Source organism: Zobellia russellii (assembly GCF_044597075.1).
GTDB lineage: Bacteria > Bacteroidota > Bacteroidia > Flavobacteriales > Flavobacteriaceae > Zobellia > Zobellia russellii.
On the sequence record NZ_CP139000.1, the window covers coordinates 2,162,226 to 2,188,053 of the forward strand.

Annotated in this window: 7 protein-coding genes; 5 read left to right on the plus strand and 2 right to left on the minus strand. The window is 43.8% G+C overall.

Features of this window, described 5'->3' with window-relative positions; translation table 11 throughout:
• The first annotated feature begins 363 nt into the window (after positions 1-363).
• The 3 genes from SJY45_RS08770 (at position 364) to SJY45_RS08780 (ending at position 7,690) form a co-directional block, all read left to right on the plus strand.
• Complete coding sequence (locus SJY45_RS08770) at positions 364-5,487, plus strand: hypothetical protein (protein ID WP_400074138.1); 5,124 nt, start codon at positions 364-366, stop codon at positions 5,485-5,487.
• Positions 5,488-5,637: 150 nt separating this feature from the next.
• Positions 5,638-6,522: a hypothetical protein gene (locus tag SJY45_RS08775; RefSeq protein WP_400074140.1), complete on the plus strand. Its 885-nt coding sequence runs from the start codon at positions 5,638-5,640 to the stop codon at positions 6,520-6,522.
• Between the two features lie 10 nt (positions 6,523-6,532).
• Positions 6,533-7,690 carry a gliding motility-associated C-terminal domain-containing protein gene (locus tag SJY45_RS08780; protein WP_400074142.1) on the plus strand — a complete coding sequence of 386 codons (1,158 nt, stop codon included), beginning with the start codon at positions 6,533-6,535 and terminating at the stop codon, positions 7,688-7,690.
• Positions 7,691-8,071: 381 nt separating this feature from the next.
• Here SJY45_RS08780 and SJY45_RS08785 read toward each other — a convergent pair whose 3' ends face one another.
• Positions 8,072-20,935 (minus strand): Ig-like domain-containing protein, encoded by a 12,864-nt coding sequence (locus SJY45_RS08785; protein WP_400074144.1) that lies wholly within the window; start codon positions 20,933-20,935, stop codon positions 8,072-8,074.
• 54 nt (positions 20,936-20,989) lie between these two features.
• Positions 20,990-21,709 carry a hypothetical protein gene (locus SJY45_RS08790; RefSeq protein WP_215441328.1) on the minus strand — a complete coding sequence of 240 codons (720 nt, stop codon included), beginning with the start codon at positions 21,707-21,709 and terminating at the stop codon, positions 20,990-20,992.
• Between the two features lie 421 nt (positions 21,710-22,130).
• On the opposite strand from SJY45_RS08790, the gene SJY45_RS08795 reads away from it, so the two are divergent.
• Positions 22,131-22,496, plus strand: a complete 366-nt coding sequence (locus tag SJY45_RS08795) for a hypothetical protein (RefSeq protein ID WP_215911766.1) — start codon at positions 22,131-22,133, stop codon at positions 22,494-22,496.
• 188 nt (positions 22,497-22,684) lie between these two features.
• On the plus strand, positions 22,685-25,828 hold the full coding sequence (locus tag SJY45_RS08800; RefSeq protein ID WP_400074146.1) for a SusC/RagA family TonB-linked outer membrane protein: 3,144 nt from the start codon (positions 22,685-22,687) through the stop codon (positions 25,826-25,828).

Sequence of the window (25,828 nt, forward strand, 5' to 3'; positions counted from 1 at the left end):
CAACTTATTCTTCTTTCTTCACTACACTTTCCCTTGGCTTCACAACAAATTCTGTGCAGTTCGTCGATCAGAGTATAATTTTACATAAAAATTGAAATTTCCCTGCCTATAAGAGAAAACGGTTTCATGAATTGGTCTTACCAAATACAAGCCAGATTCCATAGTGCATTCTTTTTTTAATAAAATGATTAAACCCTTATTACCTCTAACATTTAGTTAATACCTAAATAAAGAAATTCCCTTTACAACCTACCAACGGGTTTGATCATAATTGATTTTAGAATTGAATAATTAAAATATATAATATTAACCGCCCAGCATTTTATTCAAAAAAATAAAATGTTAAACAAATCTTAAATAAAGATGAAAAACGTTCCCCTAGTCGTTCTCCTCTTTTTAACGCAGTTAGCCTACTCACAAGTCAAGATTGGAGACAACATCAATCAAATTGATGCCGCCTCTCTTATGGAGCTGGAAAGTGCCTCGCGCGTCCTGGTCGTTACCCGGGTAACGAATTCCCAAATGAGTGCGATTACACCTTTAAACGGTGCACTGGTTTTCAATACGGACGAAAACTGCCTTTTTCAGTATAAAAATAATACGTGGACCAGCCTGTGCGTTAATGTGGCTGCAGGAGAAACGGTCACCGCTTTACTGGACAATAATGATGGCACAGTAACCTACACCAACGAAGCCGGAACGCCCGTTACATTTTCAAAAGCCAATTTAACGGACAATCTAGATGGTAGTTTCACCTTTACCAATGGTAGCGGTGCACTAAACTTTGTAGGTACGGACAATCAAAACCTTGAGAGTGCCACACTAGACCAAACTTCCTCCTCTTTATTAATTGAGATTGAAAGTGGAAGTAGTACCAGTGCCGATCTTTCCGCTTTAGAGGAATCTGCTGATATTGCCGCCGTACAAAATGACGTGGACCAGAACGAAGCGGACGCTGATGCAGCGATACTTGTTGTACAAAACGATGTAAATCAAAATGAAGCGGATGCAGACGCGGCTATTCTTGCCGTTCAAAATGATGTGGACCAGAACGAAGCAGATGCAGATGCGGCCATACTTGCCGTACAAAACGATGTCGACCAGAACGAAGCGGACGCAGATGCAGCCATACTTGCCGTACAAAATGACGTGGACCAAAACGAGGCAGATGCTGACAATGCAATACTCGCAGTTCAAAACGACGTTGACCAAAACGAAACGGACGCCGATGCAGCTATTCTAGCCGTTCAAAACGACGTAGACCAAAACGAAGCCGATGCAGATGCTGCCATCGCCTTGAAAGAGGATACCGCGAACAAATCGGATGACGTAACCTTGGCCGATGCCACCAATACCAAGTTCCCTACGGAACTTGCCGTAAAGACCTATGTGGACGGACAAATAGCCGCAACCGCAGATGACGACATAACAGGAGCTTCGATTGATGCTTCCAGTGTCTTGAAAATCGACGAAGGGACGTCTTCCGTAACCGTAGACCTTTCCGCTTTAGAAGAATCTGCCGATATAACAGCAGTACAGAACGATGTTGACCAAAACGAGGCAGACGCCGATGCGGCTATTCTTGCCGTACAAAACGATGTAGACCAAAACGAAGCCGATGCTGATGCAGCTATTCTTGCTGTACAAAATGACGTTGACCAAAACGAAGCTGATGCTGATGCGGCAATCGCATTAAAAGAAGATTCCGCGAATAAATCCGATGACGTAACACTCGCCGATGACACAAACACCAAGTTCCCTACGGAACTCGCCGTGAAGACCTATGTGGATGGGCAAATCGCAGCCACCGCAGATGACGATATTACAGGAGCTTCGATTGATGCTTCCAGTGTCTTGAAAATCGACGAAGGGACTTCTTCCGTAACCGTAGACCTTTCAGCTTTGGAAGAATCCGCAGATATCACTGCAGTACAAAACGATGTTGACCAAAACGAGGCAGACGCTGATGCGGCCATACTTGCAGTACAAAATGACGTGCACCAGAACGAAGCTGATGCTGACGCTGCAATACTTGCCGTGCAAAACGATGTCAATCAAAATGAAGCAGATGCCGATGCGGCAATCGCCTTAAAGGAAGATTCCGCGAACAAATCGGATGACGTTACCTTGGCCGATGCCACAAACACCAAGTTCCCAACGGAACTCGCCGTAAAGACCTATGTGGACGGACAGATCGCCGCTACCGCAGATGACGATATAACAGGGGCTTCAATCGATGCTTCCAGTGTCTTGAAAATCGACGAAGGGACTTCTTCCGTAACCGTAGACCTTTCAGCTTTGGAAGAATCCGCAGATATCACAGCAGTACAGAACGATGTTGACCAAAACGAAGCGGACGCAGATGCAGCAATACTCGCAGTTCAAAACGATGTAAACCAAAATGAATCGGATGCCGATGCAGCTATTCTTGCCGTGCAAAACGACGTGGACCAGAACGAAACTGACGCAGATGCGGCGATTCTTGCCGTGCAAAACGATGTGGACCAGAACGAAGCGGACGCAGATGCGGCGATTCTTGCCGTGCAAAACGATGTGGACCAGAACGAAGCGGACGCAGATGCAGCAATCGCCCTAAAAGAAGATTCCGCGAACAAATCCGATGACGTTACCCTTGCCGATGCCACAAACACCAAGTTCCCTACAGAACTCGCCGTAAAGACCTATGTGGACGGACAAATTGCCGCTACCGCAGATGACGATATTACAGGAGCTTCGATTGATGCTTCCAGCATACTAAAAATCGATGAAGGCGCTTCTTCCGTAACAGTGGACCTTTCAGCTTTGGAAGAATCCGCAGATATCACCGCAGTGCAGAACGATGTTGACCAAAACGAGGCAGACGCTGATGCTGCCATCGCCTTGAAAGAGGATACCGCGAACAAATCCGATGACGTTACCCTTGCCGATGCCACAAACACCAAGTTCCCTACGGAACTTGCCGTAAAGACCTATGTGGACGGACAAATCGCCGCTACCGCAGATGACGATATTACAGGCGCTTCGATTGATGCTTCCAGTGTCTTGAAAATCGATGAAGGGACTTCTTCCGTAACAGTGGACCTTTCCGCTTTGGAAGAATCCGCAGATATCACTGAAGTACAAAACGATGTTGACCAAAACGAAGCGGATGCCGATGCAGCGATACTCGCAGTACAAAACGATGTCGACCAGAACGAAGCGGACGCAGATGCAGCCATACTTGCCGTACAAAATGACGTGGACCAAAACGAGGCAGATGCTGACAATGCAATACTCGCAGTTCAAAACGACGTTGACCAAAACGAAACGGACGCCGATGCAGCTATTCTAGCCGTTCAAAACGACGTAGACCAAAACGAAGCCGATGCAGATGCTGCCATCGCCTTGAAAGAGGATACCGCGAACAAATCGGATGACGTAACCTTGGCCGATGCCACCAATACCAAGTTCCCTACGGAACTTGCCGTAAAGACCTATGTGGACGGACAAATAGCCGCAACCGCAGATGACGACATAACAGGAGCTTCGATTGATGCTTCCAGTGTCTTGAAAATCGACGAAGGGACGTCTTCCGTAACCGTAGACCTTTCCGCTTTAGAAGAATCTGCCGATATAACAGCAGTACAGAACGATGTTGACCAAAACGAGGCAGACGCCGATGCGGCTATTCTTGCCGTACAAAACGATGTAGACCAAAACGAAGCCGATGCTGATGCAGCTATTCTTGCTGTACAAAATGACGTTGACCAAAACGAAGCTGATGCTGATGCGGCAATCGCATTAAAAGAAGATTCCGCGAATAAATCCGATGACGTAACACTCGCCGATGACACAAACACCAAGTTCCCTACGGAACTCGCCGTGAAGACCTATGTGGATGGGCAAATCGCAGCCACCGCAGATGACGATATTACAGGAGCTTCGATTGATGCTTCCAGTGTCTTGAAAATCGACGAAGGGACTTCTTCCGTAACCGTAGACCTTTCAGCTTTGGAAGAATCCGCAGATATCACTGCAGTACAAAACGATGTTGACCAAAACGAGGCAGACGCTGATGCGGCCATACTTGCAGTACAAAATGACGTGCACCAGAACGAAGCTGATGCTGACGCTGCAATACTTGCCGTGCAAAACGATGTCAATCAAAATGAAGCAGATGCCGATGCGGCAATCGCCTTAAAGGAAGATTCCGCGAACAAATCGGATGACGTTACCTTGGCCGATGCCACAAATACAAAGTTCCCAACGGAACTCGCCGTAAAGACCTATGTGGACGGACAGATCGCCGCTACCGCAGATGACGATATAACAGGGGCTTCAATCGATGCTTCCAGTGTCTTGAAAATCGACGAAGGCACTTCTTCCGTAACCGTAGACCTTTCAGCTTTAGAGGAATCTGCCGATATAACAGCAGTACAGAACGATGTCGACCAAAACGAGGCAGACGCAGACGCAGCAATACTCGCAGTTCAAAACGATGTAAATCAAAATGAGGCAGATGCAGATACCGCAATAGCTGCGAATGCCGCTGCCATAACTGCTCACAATTCTGCCGATAACGATTTGAGCGAAACGAACGAAATTCAAACTTTATCCATTTCAGGAAATGATTTAAATATATCTGGAACAGGCGGAAATACCGTAACCCTACCCTCTATTTCCGGGACAGAAGGTTCTCTATTTTTCGCAGATGCGAGTGGAGCTCCTACCGAAGACAATTCCCAATTATTCTGGAATGATACTAACAACCGATTGGGTATTGGAACAAATGATCCAGACAACAAACTTCAGGTTACCGGTGCCATCCGGTCACAGGGGCTACTTAATTCAGATGGAAATGCCAATGAGCCTTCCTACCGATTTTCGGATGACTCAAATACGGGTATGTACAGTCCCGCAGCAGATGAAATAGGGTTTACCGTAGGGAGCATAGAGGCTATGAATATTGATGAAACATCTAACAGTACAACCGTAACTATAAATGAAACTTTAGAGCTAAATGGTCCTGTGTTAGATGAAAACGATTCTCCTGGAACCGCTGGACAAGTTCTATCCGCAACCGCAACAGGTACGGAATGGGTAGACCCGGCAACTTCAACAGGAAATGCCAGTATTAGCGCCGATGCCGGAAATAGCATAACCGCAGGTTCAGATTCCGGTGTTTTTTACGCCAGTCCTATCAAAGCTTTTGGAAAAGTTTCTGCAGCGGGGGCCATTGTTAAATCCACTCCTAATATTATTGTAACAAAACTTGCAGGGTTAGGCCATTATCTTGTTACGTTACCTATAGGTATCACTTTAGATTCTGATTATATCATTCAATTGAGCCAACCGGGAAGAGATGGTGCTGGAAATGATGACCCAGGTATATCGTACAGCAACCAGACCGTCCGGACGTTTGAAGTAATCATTGGTGATAATGACAATGGAGGAACGGACCGAGCACGATTTGATTCCGAATTTATGTTTACCGTTTTAGATTTATAGTCCTATGAAAATTAATAAAACCTACATAAAGACCGATCTACTAGTTTCTATTGCTTCCTATCTGCAGTGGAACCTAGCTACCCGAAGGCTGCAATTTCAGCCATTGGTTTCTTCCCCCAAGCATTTCCATCATTCAAAAAACAACCGCACATGAACAAAATTATAGTAATGACCGCGGCAATCGTTACTCTTGCTTCGGCAGAAACCATTGCACAGGTAGATGGCAACTATTTATTGGGACTTACCAATGCAACAACATTAGAAATGAATGCTGGAATAAACCCAGTGGTAGGCTCTCTTTTATACAATACCGATGAAGAGAAAATGTATTTGAACACGGCTTCGGGGTTTAAAAAAATACCATCAATAGACACCAATTCTATTGATTTTTGGGGTGCTACCGGAAATACGGGCTCAAATGCCGCAACCCACTTTTTGGGTACTACGGACCTTCAGGATTTTTTAATAAAAACAGATAATTCAGAAAGAATAAGAATAGGAGCAACGGGAAATATTGGTATCAACAACACTACTCCCAGTGCCCAGCTTGATATAGAAAGTACAGCAGTGCCACTTAGAATTCAGCCTAGTGCCTCTACCCCTACCGGGACCGAAAGCGGTCAAATTTTTATGGGTGATGATGGTATCCTTTACACCTATGATGCTACTAGAATGAAATGGCTGAGTATTGACCGAACCATGATCGGATGGGGTATGAACAGTGCTGCAACCACGAATACGTACTTAAGACAGTTTAATGGCGCCGATTCTGACAATACTGGCTGGCGTATGCTTAGAAATGGTACAATAACCGGAATTTCGGCACAAACCAATGCCGCTAACACATGGACTCTGGAAATTAGAAAAAATGATGGGGCCATTCCTATAACGGCGCTTGTAATTACCGCTGCCGATGGCAACCAAGATGCAACTTTAAACGTTGATTTTAACGAAGGTGAGTTTTTACAGGCGTATTGCAACGGAATTGCCGTAGAGTACCCAGAAACATTAATTGAAATAGCTTGGAGAAAGTAACTGAACAACAATGAAAAAGCATCTAATCTTCTTTAGCACCTTTGCCGTTAGTATGTGCAGTCTCCAAGTGATTGCGCAGGACTCATTTCATAATTTCGGAAACATGAAAATGCATGAAAATGCGCAGATTGGTTTCTATCAGGATTTGATAAATGATGGTTCTTTTGACGAAAACAAGGGATTGGCCGGATTTTACAATGAAGACGTAGCTTATATTAGTGGTGCTTTTAGGCCTGTTTTTGAAGATTTAGAAATTGTTGTAGACAATGACCTTATTCTAGAAGTTGGTATTGGTGTTACCAATAATAGCAACTTTATTTCGGGAGATTTGGTTACCCCTAGATATTCGGTAGACACAAATATAGAGTACATTAACAACTCCTTTTACAATGGCGAAACCGACTTTACAAAAGTGGATGGGTATGCTTCCGTAAAAAATAAAAAGGATTTTATTTTTCCAATTGGCCATTTTGACAAATTAAGGCCGCTAAAACTAGCTTCGGACCAAATTAACGAAAATGCCAAGTCGGCTTATTTTTATGAAGACCCTAATAGTCCCTCTACCTTTCGCACGTCTCTTTACACTGAAAATAGGACGGATATACTTATAGCGATTAGCCATCATGAATTTTGGGATTTAGATACGAATACACCATCTAAAGTAACCCTAGGATGGGATACAGCCAGTAATTTACCTAGTTTCCTTGATGCCATAGAAAACCTGAGAGTAGTAGGTTGGCATACCGAAAGAAATATATGGGAGGATTTAGGAAACACGGGGTTGGACGGTGATTTTGACCAAGGTAAAATAACCTCGGATGTGTTTACTCCGGACGATTATACCGTTATTACTTTTGGAGGCAGTCTTAGCATGCAAAGTGTAGATTTGGGCAATTATCTATTGACCCCTAATGGGGATGGTAAGGCCGATTTTTTTGTTCTAAAAGCTGTTTCAATATCGCCTAATAATAAACTTACCATTTTTAACAGGTGGGGACGTGCCGTCTACGAGGCCACCAACTATGACAATACCTTTGAAGGCACCGCTAATGTTAATGGAGTTTATAATACTGCCAAAAAATTACCTGCTGGTGTTTATTTTTATACTATAGATTTAAAGGATATTGGACTTAAGCACCAAGGCTTTATATACATAAACCAAGAATAACTTTTCCTTAGGCATATAAAATCAGAATTCAGCTTAGTATGGGTAATTGGATACCTATATGATATGAGGGATAACTATAACCTGCTTGAAAATTTATACGAACTCTCCCATTCATTGCCCCTACCCTATTAACAGAACCCGAGCTATCCATTCTTCTCGCTTCATATGAGTTCTTCTCATGGAATAGTTGCAGCGCAAGTATATTGTTTAATACCCTTTCCTGTTCTTTAAGAAATACTAATCTAGTTGAAATAACAAACTAAGAGCCTTTATACAATTCCAATTTTCTGCTTCATCCTATAAGCATTCACACTTGCGTTCAGGTAATAAATAACCCCTCAAGCTTAGCCAGAGGGGTTTCTTATTTCAGTGTGGTTTTTCTTATCGATTAATATATAGATATCCGGATAAACTTTGATTATTATCACCGGCTACGTATTCAATTATATAGAAGTACACGCCTACCGGTAGCTCATCATTAGCCCTGATGGTTATCCTGCCTGTAGACCTACCCATAAAGACATTGGCCTCATTGTCGTATCCGTCTATCTCAAACACTTTAATACCCCATCGGTTAAAAATCTTGACCGTATTCTGTGGATAACTCTCTATGTTTTCAATTAGGAACCTACCCTCATTGAGCTCTGGAGTTACCAAGTCATTCTCTACCGAAATACCACAGACTGCAGTCTCTGGCGGAGTACCCCCTTTAGAACTACATGCGTTTAATGGGTCCGTACTATCCGAAACTTCCTGACCATCCAAAATTGTATCTTCATCGGTATCAGCACTATTAGGATCCGTTCCTCTAATTTCTTCCTCGGCATTGGTAAGTCCATCGCTATCACAATCCGAACTATCTAGAGGTGTACCATCAATTGAATCACAATCATCCAACGGATTAGTTGCGTCCAATACTTCTTGACCATCATTAATACCGTCACCATCAGAATCCGGGTTATTAGAATCCGTTCCTAAATCATCTTCCTCATCATTGGTAAGTCCATCATTATCTGGATCATTATCTACAACATCAACCATATAAGACTTGGTTTCGTTTACCGAAGTACTGTTACCTGCGGTATCCAAAGAGGTAAGGCTTACTTCAATTGAAGTATCATTATCTGCTACCAAATCACTTCCAGGAACATCAATACTAAAGTTTCCAAGAGCATCTACCGTGCCTGAATAGCTGTTCCCATTGACAACTATGGTTACCGGATCATTCTCATTAAAATCTCCACTTACCATTCCTGTTATTGGAATATCAGAACCTGCTTCAGCAGCGTTAATACTATTATCGCTTGTAATATCATCAACGATTACCGTTACAACAGGTGCTGTTACATCTACACTGTATGTTTTTGTTTCTGTTGATGTGCCTGTATTTCCATTGATATCAGTTGTAGAAATACTGCCGTCTACAGTGCTATCACCATCCGCAGCCAAGGCACTACCAGGAATGTTGATACTAAAGTCACCTGAAGCATCCACCGTTCCCGTATAGTCCGTACCGTCAACCGTTAAGGTGACCGTATCGCCCGTATTGAAATCTCCAGTAACAGTTCCTGTTACCGCAACATCTGCACCCGCCTCGGTGGCGTTCAGTATGTTGTCCGCTGTAATATCATCTATTGAAAGTACAGGAGCAGGACTCACCGTATCAACCGTATAGGTTTTGTTATCGGTTACCGTTGCACTGTTGCCCGCTACATCCGTTGTTACAAAACTTCCGTCAACCGTAGTATCGCCATCCGCAGCCAAGGCACTACCAGGAATGTTGATACTAAAGTCACCTGAAGCATCCACCGTTCCCGTATAGTCCGTACCGTCAACCGTTAAGGTGACCGTATCGCCCGTATTGAAATCCCCAGTAACAGTTCCTGTTACCGCAACATCTGCACCCGCCTCGGTGGCGTTCAGTATGTTGTCCGCTGTAATATCATCGATAGCTAACATTGGTACCGGAGCGACAGCATCATGTTGAATATCCCTGGTTCCCTGTACTGCGGGATTACCTCCTAAATCACTTATATCTGCAGTGATAGTTTCATTAGTTCCCAATGCTTGGGCATCCAATGCAGATATATCCAAAGTCCATGCATTTCCTGTAACGCTAGCTGTATAATTTTGTCCATTCAAGGTCACCGTTACAATCTGTCCGTCTTCTACATTCGAGGTAGTCCCTGATATAGTTACTGGACTGTCATCTTCCGTATCATTTATAATATCATCCCCGGCCACAACATCTATGGAGATTACAGGCGATGTGGTATCTACCGAGTATACTTGCGTATCCGTTGCTGTTCCTACATTACCATTGATATCGGTGGTTGTGACACTTCCATCGACCGTCGTATCACCATCAGCGGCCAATTCACTGCCTGGAATCGATATACTATAAGCGCCTACGCCATCTACGGTTCCCGTATAATCGGTACCGTTGACCGTTAAGGTTACCGTATCTCCTGAGTTGAAGTCCCCACTTACGGTTCCAGTTACGTTGACGTTTCCTCCTGCTTCCGTAGCATTCAATACATTATCGGCCGTGATATCATCGATCGCCAGTACAGGGACCGGGGCGGTCGTATCTACCGAATATACTTGGGTATCTGTTGCAGTTCCTACATTACCATTGGTATCGGTAGTACTCACACTGCCATCTACCGTCGTATCACCATCGGCAGCCAATTCACTACCTGGAATCGATATACTATATGCGCCTGCGCCATCTACGGTTCCCGTATAATCGGTACCGTTGACCGTTAAGGTTACCGTATCTCCCGAGTTGAAATCGCCACTTACGGTTCCGGTTACATCTATATTGGTAGCAGCCTCTGCTGCATTCAATACATTATCTGCGGTGATATCATCGATCGCCAGTACAGGGACTGGAGCGGTCGTATCTACCGAATATACTTGGGTGTCCGTTGCGGTTCCCACATTACCTGCAGTATCTGTGGTAGTCACACTTCCGTCTACCGTCGTATCACCATCAGCAGCCAATTCACTACCTGGAATTGCTATACTATATGCACCTGCGCCATCTACAGTTCCCGTATAATCGGTACCGTTTACGGTTAAGGTTACCGTATCTCCGGAGTTGAAGTCACCACTTACGGTTCCAGTTACGTTGACGTTCCCTCCTGCTTCCGTAGCATTCAATACATTATCGGCCGTGATATCATCGATCGCCAGTACAGGGACCGGGGCGGTCGTATCTACCGAATATACTTGGGTATCTGTTGCAGTTCCTACATTACCATTGGTATCGGTAGTACTCACACTGCCATCTACCGTCGTATCACCATCGGCAGCCAATTCACTACCTGGAATCGATATACTATATGCGCCTGCGCCATCTACGGTTCCCGTATAATCGGTACCGTTGACCGTTAAGGTTACCGTATCTCCCGAGTTGAAATCGCCACTTACGGTTCCGGTTACATCTATATTGGTAGCAGCCTCTGCTGCATTCAATACATTATCTGCGGTGATATCATCGATCGCCAGTACAGGGACTGGAGCGGTCGTATCTACCGAATATACTTGGGTGTCCGTTGCGGTTCCCACATTACCTGCAGTATCTGTGGTAGTCACACTTCCGTCTACCGTCGTATCACCATCAGCAGCCAATTCACTACCTGGAATTGCTATACTATATGCACCTGCGCCATCTACAGTTCCCGTATAATCGGTACCGTTTACGGTTAAGGTTACCGTATCTCCTGAGTTGAAGTCCCCACTTACGGTTCCAGTTACGTTGACGTTTCCTCCTGCTTCCGTAGCATTCAATACATTATCGGCCGTGATATCATCGATCGCCAGTACAGGGACCGGGGCGGTCGTATCTACCAAGTATACTTGCGTGTCCGTTGCGGTTCCTACATTACCTGCAGTATCCGTTGTCGTTACACTTCCATCTACCGTCGTATCGCCATCGGCAGCCAGTTCACTACCTGGAATTGCTATACTATATGCGCCTGCGCCATCTACGGTTCCCGTGTAATCGGTACCATTTACTGTTAGCGTTACCGTATCTCCTGTGGTGAAGTCGCCACTTACCGTTCCGGTTACATCTATATTGGTAGCAGCCTCTGCTGCATTCAATACATTATCGGCCGTGATATCATCGATCGCCAGTACAGGGACCGGAGCGGTCGTATCTACCGAGTATGTTTGGGTGTCCGTTGCGGTTCCTACATTACCTGCGGTATCCGTAGTACTCACACTTCCATCTACCGTCGTATCACCATCAGCGGCCAATTCACTGCCTGGGATTGCTATACTATATGCACCTGCGCCATCTACGGTTCCCGTGTAATCGGTACCGTTGACCGTTAAGGTTACCGTATCTCCGGAGTTGAAGTCCCCACTTACGGTTCCAGTTACATCAACGTTTCCTCCTGCTTCCGTAGCATTCAATACATTATCGGCCGTGATATCATCGATCGCCAGTACAGGGACCGGGGCCGTGGTATCTACCGAGTATACTTGCGTGTCGGTTGCGGTACCTACATTACCTGCGGTATCCGTAGTACTCACACTTCCATCTACCGTCGTATCGCCATCGGCAGCCAGTTCACTGCCTGGGATTGCTATCGTATAAGCGCCTGCTACATCTACTGTTCCGGTATAATCGGTACCGTTTACGGTTAGCGTTACCGTATCCCCGGAGTTGAAGTCGCCACTTACCGTTCCGGTTACGTCAACGTTTCCTCCTGCTTCCGTAGCATTCAATACATTGTCTGCGGTGATATCATCAATAGCCAGTACAGGGACCGGGGCGGTCGTATCTACCGAGTATACTTGCGTATCCGTTGCTGTTCCTACATTACCATTGATATCGGTGGTTGTGACACTTCCATCGACCGTCGTATCGCCATCGGCAGCCAGTTCACTGCCTGGGATTGCTATCGTGTAAGCTCCTGCGCCATCTACAGTTCCGGTGTAATCAGTGCCGTTTACTGTTAGAGTTACCGTGTCTCCGGAGTTGAAGTCGCCACTTACCGTTCCGGTTACGTCAACGTTTCCTCCTGCTTCGGTAGCGTTCAATACATTGTCCGCGGTGATATCATCGATCGCCAGTACAGGGACCGGGGCGGTCGTATCTACCGAGTATACTTTGCTGTCGGTTGCAGTTCCTACATTACCTGCGGTATCCGTTGTCGTTACACTGCCATCGACAGTCGAATCGCCATCGGCAGCCAATTCACTGCCTGGGATTGCTATCGTGTAAGCTCCTGCGCCATCTACAGTTCCGGTGTAATCAGTGCCGTTTACTGTTAAGGTTACCGTATCCCCGGAGTTGAAGTCGCCACTTACCGTTCCGGTTACGTCAACGTTTCCTCCTGCTTCTGTAGCGTTCAATACATTATCTGCGGTGATATCATCGATCGCCAGTACAGGGACCGGGGCGGTCGTATCTACCGAGTATACTTGCGTGTCGGTTGCAGTTCCTACATTACCTGCGGTATCCGTTGTCGTTACACTGCCATCGACAGTCGTATCGCCATCGGCAGCCAATTCACTGCCTGGGATTGCTATCGTGTAAGCTCCTGCGCCATCTACAGTTCCGGTGTAATCAGTGCCGTTTACTGTTAAGGTTACCGTATCCCCGGAGTTGAAGTCCCCACTTACCGTTCCAGTTACATTGACGTTTCCTCCTGCTTCCGTAGCATTCAATACATTATCGGCCGTGATATCATCGATCGCCAGTACAGGGACCGGGGCGGTCGTATCTACCGAATATACTTGGGTATCTGTTGCAGTACCTACATTACCATTGGTATCGGTAGTACTCACACTGCCATCTACCGTCGTATCACCATCGGCAGCCAATTCACTACCTGGAATCGATATACTATATGCGCCTGCGCCATCTACGGTTCCGGTGTAATCGGTTCCGTTTACTGTTAAGGTTACCGTATCCCCGGAGTTGAAGTCCCCACTTACCGTTCCGGTTACGTCAACGTTTCCTCCTGCTTCGGTAGCGTTCAACACATTATCTGCGGTGATATCATCGATAGCCAGTACAGGGACCGGGGCGGTCGTATCTACCGAGTATACTTGGGTGTCCGTTGCTGTTCCGATGTTTCCATTGATATCCGTAGTGCTTACACTTCCATCAACAGTCGTATCGCCATCGGCAGCCAGTTCACTACCTGGGATTGCTATACTATATGCGCCTGCTCCATCTACAGTTCCGGTATAATCGGTGCCGTTTACTGTTAGAGTTACCGTATCCCCGGAGTTGAAGTCTCCACTTACCGTTCCAGTTACATTGACGTTTCCTCCTGCTTCCGTAGCATTCAATACATTATCGGCCGTGATATCATCGATCGCCAGTACAGGGACCGGGGCGGTCGTATCTACCGAATATACTTGGGTATCTGTTGCAGTACCTACATTACCATTGGTATCGGTAGTACTCACACTGCCATCTACCGTCGTATCACCATCGGCAGCCAATTCACTACCTGGAATCGATATACTATATGCGCCTGCGCCATCTACGGTTCCGGTGTAATCGGTTCCGTTTACTGTTAAGGTTACCGTATCCCCGGAGTTGAAGTCCCCACTTACCGTTCCGGTTACGTCAACGTTTCCTCCTGCTTCGGTAGCGTTCAACACATTATCTGCGGTGATATCATCGATAGCCAGTACAGGGACCGGGGCGGTCGTATCTACCGAGTATACTTGGGTGTCCGTTGCTGTTCCGATGTTTCCATTGATATCCGTAGTGCTTACACTTCCATCAACAGTCGTATCGCCATCGGCAGCCAGTTCACTACCTGGGATTGCTATACTATATGCGCCTGCTCCATCTACAGTTCCGGTATAATCGGTGCCGTTTACTGTTAGAGTTACCGTATCCCCGGAGTTGAAGTCTCCACTTACCGTTCCGGTTACATCTATATTGGTAGCAGCTTCTGCTGCATTCAACACATTGTCTGCGGTGATATCATCGATCGCCAGTACAGGGACCGGGGCTGTGGTATCTACCGAATATACTTGGGTATCCGTTGCGGTACCGATGTTTCCATTGATATCCGTAGTGCTTACACTTCCATCAACAGTCGTATCGCCATCGGCAGCCAGTTCACTGCCTGGGATTGCTATCGTATAAGCGCCTGCGCCATCTACGGTTCCCGTGTAATCGGTACCGTTGACCGTTAAGGTTACCGTATCCCCGGAGTTGAAGTCGCCACTTACCGTTCCCGTTACATTGACGTTTCCTCCAGCTTCCGTAGCGTTCAATACATTATCGGCCGTGATATCATCGATTGCCAGTACAGGGACCGGGGCGGTCGTATCTACCGAGTATACTTGCGTGTCGGTTGCAGTTCCTACATTACCTGCGGTATCCGTTGTCGTTACACTTCCATCTACCGTCGTATCACCATCGGCAGCCAATTCACTGCCTGGGATAGAAATACTATATGCGCCGGCGCCATCTAAGGTTCCCGTGTAATCGGTACTGTTTACTGTTAGGGTTACCGTATCTCCTGTGGTGAAGTCGCCACTTACCGTTCCGGTTACGTTGACGTTCCCTCCTGCTTCCGTAGCATTCAATACATTATCTGCGGTGATATCATCGATTGCCAGTACAGGGACCGGGGCCGTGGTATCTACCGAATATACTTGGGTGTCGGTTGCGGTACCGATGTTTCCATTGGTATCTGTGGTAGTCACACTTCCATCGACAGTCGTATCGCCATCGGCAGCCAGTTCACTGCCTGGGATTGCTATCGTGTAAGCTCCTGCGCCATCTACAGTTCCCGTATAATCGGTACCGTTGACTGTTAGCGTTACCGTATCTCCGGAGTTGAAGTCCCCACTTACCGTTCCGGTTACATTAACGTTCCCTCCTGCTTCCGTAGCGTTCAATACATTGTCCGCGGTGATATCATCGATTGCCAGTACAGGGACCGGGGCGGTCGTATCTACAGCATATACTTGCGTGTCGGTTGCAGTTCCTACATTACCTGCGGTATCCGTTGTCGTTACACTTCCATCTACCGTCGTATCACCATCGGCAGCCAGTTCACTGCCTGGGATAGAAATACTATATGCACCTGCGCCATCTACGGTTCCCGTGTAATCGTTACCGTTGACCGTTAGCGTTACCGTATCTCCTGTGGTGAAGTCACCACTTACGGTTCCGGTTACATTGACGTTTCCTCCTGCTTCGGTAGCATTCAATACATTATCGGCCGTGATATCATCGATCGCCAGTACGGGGACCGGAAGTGTAGCAATATGCTGAATATCTCTAATTGCTTGAACAGCAGCAGTCCCCAGACTGTTGGTAACATCTGCCGTTATAGTTTCCGTAACACCTAATGCTTGTGCATCTATAGCAGGAATATCCAAAGTCCATGTATTACTGGAAACCGTAGTGGTATACGTTTCTCCATTTAAAATAACTGTTACCGTTTGTCCATCTTCAACATTGGTGCTTGTTCCGCTAATAGTTACCGGACTATCATCTTCTGTTGCATTGATGATATCATCTCCAGCCACTACATTAATTGCGATTGTTGGTGTTGGCACTACTGTAACATTTACCGTTGCCGTATCCGAATCATTGTTGGCATCCGTAATCGTATAGGTAAAGGAGTCTGGTCCACTATACCCAGCTGCAGGTGTATACAATACTGTATCATCTGTTGGGTCTAATGGCGTACTATTATTATCAATAGAAACCGTTCCTCCATTTGTTGATGAAGCGCTTGGAAGTGTAATTGCACCAGCATTTGGTCCATCTCCACCAAAATCATCAGGGCCATTACCATTATTTGCCAATACATTTAAACTATTGCTGTTCGAATCTTGTGCCACTGAAATAGCATCATCTTGAGCGGTTGGCAAACTATTTACGCCAACATTTACAGTAACTGTTGCTATATCGCAATTTGAAGGATTTGCGGCATCACAAATTTGATAGTTTACCGTGTATGATCCCGTACCCGTGTTATTCGCTACATCTACAGAACCATCTCCATTTACCGTTAAAGGTCCGTTTGTAACCGGAGTTATGGTAACACTTGCAGGCGTGAGAATTACACCATTAAACTCATCGTTATCTAAAACATTTAAAACGTCGTTTACTCCAGTAAATCCTTCAACTGCAGTTATACCTGCCGAATCGTCAATAGCATCTACATTGTTTATAATTGTTAACGTAGCTTGTGCCTCTTCTGGACAAGAATTGTTTGCACTACTAACCAAAACCTTATAGATATTCCCATCCATGATAAGGGTAACATCTGAAATAGTTAAACTAGAATTAGTTGCTCCTGAAATGTTAGAAAACGTAGATCCAGAATTGGTGCTTACCTGCCATTGGTACGTTGGACTAGCATTTACATCATAGGTTGGTGTTCCCGAAGTATATGCCGAAGCATCTAAAACTGAAGCTGCTACTGTAAATGTAGCATCGTCACCAACTCGTTCTTCTTGGTCTGTTGGTGCTGTATCAATAGTTGTTTCTGATGCCGTTGTCACTCCGTTTGTAGTACCTGTGTATGCCGTTGTAGCACCAGTTACCTGACCATTTGTATCATAACCAGAACCATCTACTTCACCGTCTTTATCCTCGTCTAAATGACCGGCTTCTATAGCATCATTACAACCATCGTTATCGCTGTCTATATCCACATTGTCCGTAAGGTCATCATCATCCGTATCTAAACAACCGACCGGTACAAAAGCAAATCCCTCATTTCTTGTCAAAACACTAGAGACCGTATGATAATCAACATTAAAAGGATAAGTAGCTCCATCAAGATTTAAATCTATATACCATTGTGAATCTCTTACAGCGCTACCTCCTGTGTCATAATCTAAAACAGTGCCTGAAGTAATGATTGCTCCGTGGGCATAATTTAAGATTTCATTTAATGGGTCATTAAGAACGGCTACATTTCCCCCTGGCCATGTAAGTGTAATTTCTTTTGTGGCATTTTGAGCGCCATATGTAGAACTTGGAGCGTTGTTTCCTATTCGCAGAGAGAGTAGTTCTCCATTTTGAGCTTCATTTAAGATGAGTGTCATATCAAAAACACTACCTGGGTTTATTGACCCTTCGTCCCAAATAACTAAAAGACCATCTGTAACTCCACTAGTAAAAACATTAAGTTCTACAGGTTCTGGCGAACCTAATGAAATTTCTACTTGGGAAGGGGATGTTAGGGAAAAATTCGTGTTCATAACTCCTGCTTCATATGAACCGGAAATTGTATTCGTTCCTTCTCCAGATATACCAGTAGCCAACAAAGGAACCCCGCATTCATCAGCATCTAAAATACCATCATTGTCATCATCTAAATCACAAAAATCACCTACTAGATCACCATCACTGTCTATATAAGAAGGGTGAGAAGGGTCACATTCACTACACTCATCTGCTTGTTGCGAGTTGTCTATTGCCGTTCCAATAGCCTGTGAAGTACCTCCTGGAAGACCAGCGCCATCTACAGTAGTCGTTAATCTATACTGAGCATCCAAATCTGCATAATCATAATTTGCCGCACCTTCAAGGGCATCTGGACATCCATCGCCATCACTATCGTTATCTAAATGATTAGGAGTTCCATCAGAATCTGTATCCAAGACTTGAAGCAATAAATCGGGATTGGATGGGCTTGAGTAAATATTGTAGGTACATGGGTCAAAATTAATTGAGAAAAGACGATTTACATTAGAGGTAGGGTTTGCTCCTATTCTCAATTTAAACTGGCTTCTGTCAAAATACCTAGCAGTAACCATAACATTGGTTGCATTTACGTCTATGCCTGTAGCCGCATCTAGAGACCCCTTGAATAATTTACCATAAGAAGTATTATAAATAGTAAGATCACTGGGATTTTCTACAGTTTGAACTGAAGCTCCATCAACATCTAACTCGACAAATTCTCGTCCTCCAACTCCATCTCCATCAACATCTATAGCTGTCAAATAGAATTGGGATATTTTAGTTGGGGTAGATGACCCCGTTAAAACAAATTGAAAATCGAATTCAACCAAGGAACTTTCAGTTTCCAATATGGGCTGAAAATTGGCTGTATTGGTTGCATCATCATCAATAGTAGTTATTCCCGGATTTGGTGTTGAGGATACAATGGTAACTAATGCGTCTACACCCGTAGTAACCGATGCAAATCTATATACTGCCCCTGAGGTCAAATCAGTTCCACTTTCTAATGATGGTGAACTAAATGACAAGGCGGGGTAAGCATTACATACCTGAGATTGCATCTCATCTGTATCCAAAATACCATCATTATCATCATCTTCATCACAGTAATCTCCAATCAAATCTCCATCGCTATCGACATATAAAGGATTAGAACTATCACACTCACTACATGCTGCAGATTGCTGCAATTCATCTTGAGATGTACCTACACCCTGTGAAGACCCTCCTGGAATGCCATTACTATCCGATGTGGCATTTAAAGTAAAATCTTCATTTAAATCATTATAATCATAATTTGAGTTACCTTCAATTGCATCCGGACAGCCGTCATCATCACTATCTAAATCTAAATAGTTAGGTATGCCGTCATTATCATCGTCAATCTGCTTACAGGCAAATACGATCATTTCAATGCCATCTGCGGTACCTGATGTGGTTGATGCGGATGGAAAGGTTAAAGTAAAAGTGCTAACCGTTCCCTGAATTTCCATACTACCTGCAGCCGTACCGTCTATATCATTCTGGGTAGATTCCGGGCTATATCCATTAGCCTGAATACCTGCAGTTGATCCCGCACCACCATCACTTGCTGTTGTAGAAGTCGCCAAAAAATCATCGGTACCTGCCAATTCTACCCAAGTTAATCCGTTTTGCAAAGTAATTCTTGCCGAATTTTGAACATTATCCGCCGAACCACCGATTCTATCAAAATGTATAATTGGGTTAGACACTTGTACAGGATTTCCAGAAGCATCCTCAAAACTTACAGTAACACTTTCCCCGAACAAAAAATCACATTGAATAGAGGAATCCCCTGCTAAATCTTCCGACCAAAACCCAGTTCCTCCAGGGTTAAAATTTCCTAGAGCAAAACCGTTTGTTGCCGCAGTGGTCATTCTAACTATTACCCCATTTCCATAATCATAGGTAACATTGTCAATAAAGCCTCCCCATGTACCTGATTGAATTGGAGTGCAAATACCTTCATCCGTATCTAAAATACCATCATTGTCATTGTCCAAATCATCTGCATTGGCTATACCATCCCCATCCAAATCTTCTGGAGTTCCCCCTGCAATAGTCCACGGTGAGAACTCAGCAACACCAGAAACACTAACTTTATTGCTGGCGAAATCAGAGGAACTAGCGCCTTTAGGTTCCCACTTATTTACTGTAGTATCATATCTATAGGAAGAAAGATTATTCTCTCCGTTACTAGGTACTTCTGCATCTGCATAAGAAAAAGTAAGGTTGGCAACCCCGGTTCCGGTTTTATCTAACTGCCAAAATCTATTAACCGAATTCCCGGATAAACTTTGATCATTAGTATCTACAATACTTGTTACATTTTCGGGTTGCGTAGGATATGGAGTCATATCCAGCCCCGTAGGATAAGTAGATACCGTAATTTCCCCTAAATTACCTGTGGCCCTTTCTACGGTTAAAGGAATACGTTCACCAGCAGCAGTACCAAAAGGAATGGTATAAGCGCCACCGGTACCGGAAGTTTGCCAAAGTACTTTACTTTGGTTCAATACATCTTCACTAATAATGTATCCTTCATCTGAAATAAGTGCCCCTATGAGTGAATTTGTAATCTGTAAAGTATTGGAATTTAAGTCTAGTCCCGAATTGTTAAGATCTATAACCCCTAAGTTCGTACCTGAAACCGAACCTCCTACAATGGTGTTCACCTCTAATGAAGCCTTATTTACTTCTAGAATTAAATTATAAAAAAGGGTTGTGGTTGTTCCGCCAACGGTAGTAACATCTGTAGTTTTGGTAAGGGTTACCGTTCCTTCGGAATCTGTTGTAAAAACTTGACTTGTACTATTGTTATTCAACCAGTTGCCGTCTACACTTATTGCAGATTCATTTTTTATTTCAGCATCTCCTGAAATTTGCAAATCTCCTTTATCTACGCGAATGCTTGCTCCTGAGGTTATTGAAATATTGGCTCCTGAAATAGTTAAGCCGCCCTGCGCAGATAGAGCAAAACAGTTTAAGATTAAAAGCAATCCAAATAAATGGTTGGTTCTCATACTAATGTGGTTATTTGTGAAAAGGGAAAATAATTTAGATAGTAAGCTAAACTGCTATCTAATTTCTAGCATAACTAGACCTAGGCCTGCCTGCGTAATGATTCCTCCGGTTGCCCGACCTACCAATCTAAGCTGTACATCTCCTTTAGCTGCAGTATCAATATCGGTCCATGGAGTTACAATTAAACCATCTACAGAAATTGACAATGCAGGCCCGAAACTACTGCTATTAACATAGGTCCAGTTAGACCCCCCATCAGTAGAGTATTGCAGTGCTATAGACAATTCGCCACCCAAACCAAGTGTTAAACCTGTAACATTAGCAACTATGCGAATTTCACTTGCATCGGATAGATCCATTTGAATGCGATGAACATCTAATCCTAAAAATTCTGTTAGAGATAAATTACCAATACTAGTCCAAAATGTGGGAGCTATTCCACTTAAAATTGTGATAACCGTACCTGCTGTTTTGTTATATAACTCGTATGGAACACCCTGCACGAACATCATGCTATTGTTCAAATCCGTATTATAGACCATAAGGCCATCTGGTGGACTAACCAATGCGTCCATTTCTACTGTAGTCATCCTAGGCATTAAAAGACCACCCGTAGTAGATTGAATATCCAATGCCGCAGCCGGGTCGGGAGTTAAAGTATTTATACCCACGGATTGAGCTTTAGCGGAGTATGAAAAAACTATGAGAAGAATGACTATGAAATAGTTCTTGAATAATTGGAATTCAGGTTTAAATACGGCTACTGATTTCATGTTGATATAAGATTTACAAGTTAGGTTGTTCAACTAATTTTAAAAGGTTTTCTGAATATACTTAATAATCCGACAAAATTGTAAGATTATTACTATTTAATAATTACCAAAACAAAAGTATCATCTTAATTATTTAATGAAATAGAATGTTGTAAAACCTACTTAAAATTGATGTAAACAAACGATTTTTGTTATTTAAAAAAATTACAAATATCATTATATCAATTATTTAAATACCTATTTTAAAATTGACGAAATCGTTGTAGTTATCGGGATTTGTAGCAACTTTAACTGTGTTATTAGTAGGAATTTTTACATAACTATAAAAAACCATTTGTAAGAATTATTTTAACCCGCATAATTTGGGATAACTATGAAATAGCCCCTATTTTTGTCTCTTTGGTCCCAGAGAGGCATACTAATGAAGCACCTATTACTCATTTTAGCGGTATCTATGTTGTTAAAGCCTTTATGGCCTTTAATCAACTATGCCGTTAACTATGATTACATTGTTACCAACCTTTGTGAGAATCGAAATCAACCTATGCTTCGTTGTGATGGTAAATGTTTCTTAGCAAAACAGCTGGCCCAAGAATCTGAAGAAAAAGAGAAAAGCCCGTTTGAAAGCGAGCTTTCAAAACTGAAGTTACCCATTATAGATTGGTTCCAATCCTATCACTCCCAGTCCCTCCCATTAGATTCCGTACAAACCAATTACAAGCGATATCTTGCGTTGGTTCCGTATGAACTTATTTCCGAAACCGGACAACCTCCCCAATTCATTTAGCAACACTCCGCTATTGCTGCAACGTTCACTTTCGTAATTTCCGAAGGTGTTCTTGTTATCCCATGAACACTGTTCACAGGACACTTGCGGCATAGAATTCAAATCATATTTTTATTCAACCTGATTGCAAGAAGAGATTGCCCTGTAATAGTTCTCCATCTCGCTATTGCTTTCAAAATGTAAAACCAATGAAATTTTTTACCGTATCCAGGAGACTTAAACCACCTTTTAGTCTCTATTCCAAAATAGTCCTAGCGCTATTGTTCGCACAGCTTTCCTCTCAAGAAATAAAGGCTAAGACAGCTGTTCACCCATCAAGTTTTGTTCAAACCCACACTATTAACGGCTCCATTACAGATGAAAATGGCACGCCCCTACCTGGAGCCAATATTTTGGAAAAAGGCACTTCTAACGGAACCCTTTCCGATTTTGACGGAAATTTTTCTATCCAAGTTCCTTCTGATGCTGTTTTAGTTGTTTCCTACTTGGGTTATATCACCCAAGAAATAGACGTAAACCAACAATCTTCTATTTCTGTCCAAATGCATGAAGATGCCACGGGCCTGGATGAAGTTGTTGTTACGGCCTACGGAACATCCAACAAAAGGAGCTTTACAGGATCCGCTAAAAAAGTAGCCACCGAAACCTTAACCCGAACCTCAACAGCAAGTTTTGAAACTGCCTTGCAGGGTAATGTTTCAGGCGTTAATATTTTTACTTCCGGCCAACCCGGAGGTGCATCAACGGTGCAAATTAGAGGTGTTGGGTCCATAAACGGACTTACAGAACCTTTATACGTGTTAGATGGTGTGGTCATTAATACGGATAAAACACTGAGAGCTAACGGTTCCGGAGCTACAGCCTACAACCCGTTGTCCACCATTAATTCCCAAGATATAGCCAATATCACCATATTAAAAGATGCAGCAGCGGCTTCCCTTTACGGTTCCAGAGCGGCCAACGGTGTGGTTATTATCACTACTAAAAAAGGAAAAAATGGAGATACGGAAATTACGTTTGGTATGGAACTAGGTACTAGCCGAAACCTTACCCAAGAGAAAAACGTAAATAACGAGCAATTTAAAAGCCTGTGGCAAGAAGGACAGGTAAACCAGTACATTCAGAATAGTGAAAATGGGGAGTTTTTAAGAGTGTATGGCGATGATGCTCTTTATGCTTCGTATCAAAACCAAGCTCAAAGCGATTATGAGAGTATTTATGGCACCTCTGATGCCAACTCTGATTGGTTGGATGCCATTTACCAGCCGGGTACTCTCAGAAAATATAATTTATCCGCTAGAGGTGGAAGTGAGAAAACATCTTTTTATATCTCCGGAGATTACTTTGACCAAGACGGAATTATTATCACAACAGGCTTAAAACGGTATTCGGGAAGGGTTAATTTAGAAAACCAAGCCAAAGATTGGTTGCGCATTGGCATTAATTTATCCGTTGCTAAAACCGAAAGAAATGCCGGGAACTATGACAGCGGTTATGCTGGCGGACTGAACCCCTTATACATGGCGCGCGTATTACCTCCAGCTGCACCAATTTACGACCCTAATGGCTATGAGGGTATTGCAGACCTACCCAACGCCATAGAAAAAAATGCCAACCCCGTGGGTGTTCTTGAAGTAGGGAAATACTCCAATACCGAGTTTCGCACCCGTGGTGATATTTTTGCCGCTATAGACCTGACCAAAGACCTTAAGTTTAAATCAACTTTTGGGGTAGACCATCAATCTAACGCAGAAACCTTCTATGACAACAAAGAATTTGGTGCCGGTGGTGGTGTATGGAACGGTGTTCTCTATGTGGTTAAAAGTGAAGTTTTGCAGTACACAACTTCCAATCTACTCACCTATAACAAGCAACTGAACAGACATGGCTTTGGTGCGCTTCTAGGTCTTGAACTACAAGAGTCGGAAATGAGTTCAATTAACAATTCCGGGTATGATGTTCTAGACAGCAACTTACTTTCTTCCAGTTCTATTGGAACGCTTTGGTCATGGAACGGGTACAGCGAAAACTATTCGCTTTTATCCTACTTTTCCCAGTTCAATTATAATTTTGATCAGAAATATTACTTAGCCGCTAGTTACAGAAGGGACGGCTCTTCACGTTTTGGTGAAGATTCTAGATGGGGCGATTTTTGGTCCGTTTCCGGAGGATGGATTGCCACGGAAGAAAAGTTCATTGACCTTAATGGTCTAGATTATTTTAAATTGAGAGGAAGCTACGGAACCAACGGAAACTTACCTCCGGAATTTTACGCTTCCTTGGCTTTCTTTGATACCAGCGGCAAAGGTTATGGCGGTTCTTCCGGACTTTCATACGGACAATTGGCCAACCCAGACCTTTCATGGGAGTTGAGTTACAATTTTAATATTGGTTTTGATGCGGTGCTTTTCAACAAGTTGAATATGACCGTTGAGTACTTTTCCAAAAACACAAAAGACCTATTATTGAACATTCCTGTTTCCGGTACAACAGGTTTTAGCGACCAATTACAGAATTTTGGGGAAATGACCAATAAAGGCTGGGAATTTGAACTGGGCTACTCCCCTATTGCAACCGATAGGTTCTCATGGAATTCTAGAATAAACCTAACACTTCTGGACAATAAAATTACTAAACTAAAAAGCGATTTAATTCCCAGCTACGGTTCACGATATGGGCAGGACCCGACCATTATAAAAGTAGGCGAAAGCCTGAACTCTTTTTACCTAAGAGACTATGCCGGTGTTGACAAAACCAATGGTAGCGCCCAATACTATGTTCTTGAGAACGGTGAGCGAACAGGCGCAATTACTACCAATGCAGAAGAGGCCGGTTTTGGTATTTTCGGAAAAGCGCTGCAAGATGTTCAAGGCGGTTTCTATAATCAATTTACGTATAAGGACTTTAGTCTTGACTTTCTTTTCACTTTTGGTATAGGTGGCAACGCGTATGATCGTACGGCATTTAAAAGGGACGATGACGGTTTTGCCCCACAGTTTACCAACACCGTAGCACAGTTAAATCCTTGGAATCCGAACAACCCGGACTCCAATGTGCCTATCCGTATAAACGGAAACACAAGTTTCTCCAATGACGTATCTACTAGACATTTGTACAGTGGGGATTATTTAAAATTGAGAAATCTAAAACTGAGTTTCAATTTACCGGAACTGAAGTTTATTAAAAGCGGAACGCTATATGTACAGGGCGATAATTTATTCCTTGCAACCGAGCTGGATGACTACGACCCTGAGGCGGTTTCCAATGGAGTTAACTTTTTTCAAGTACCAACGGCCACAAGTATTTTATTAGGTCTTCAAATAAAATTATAA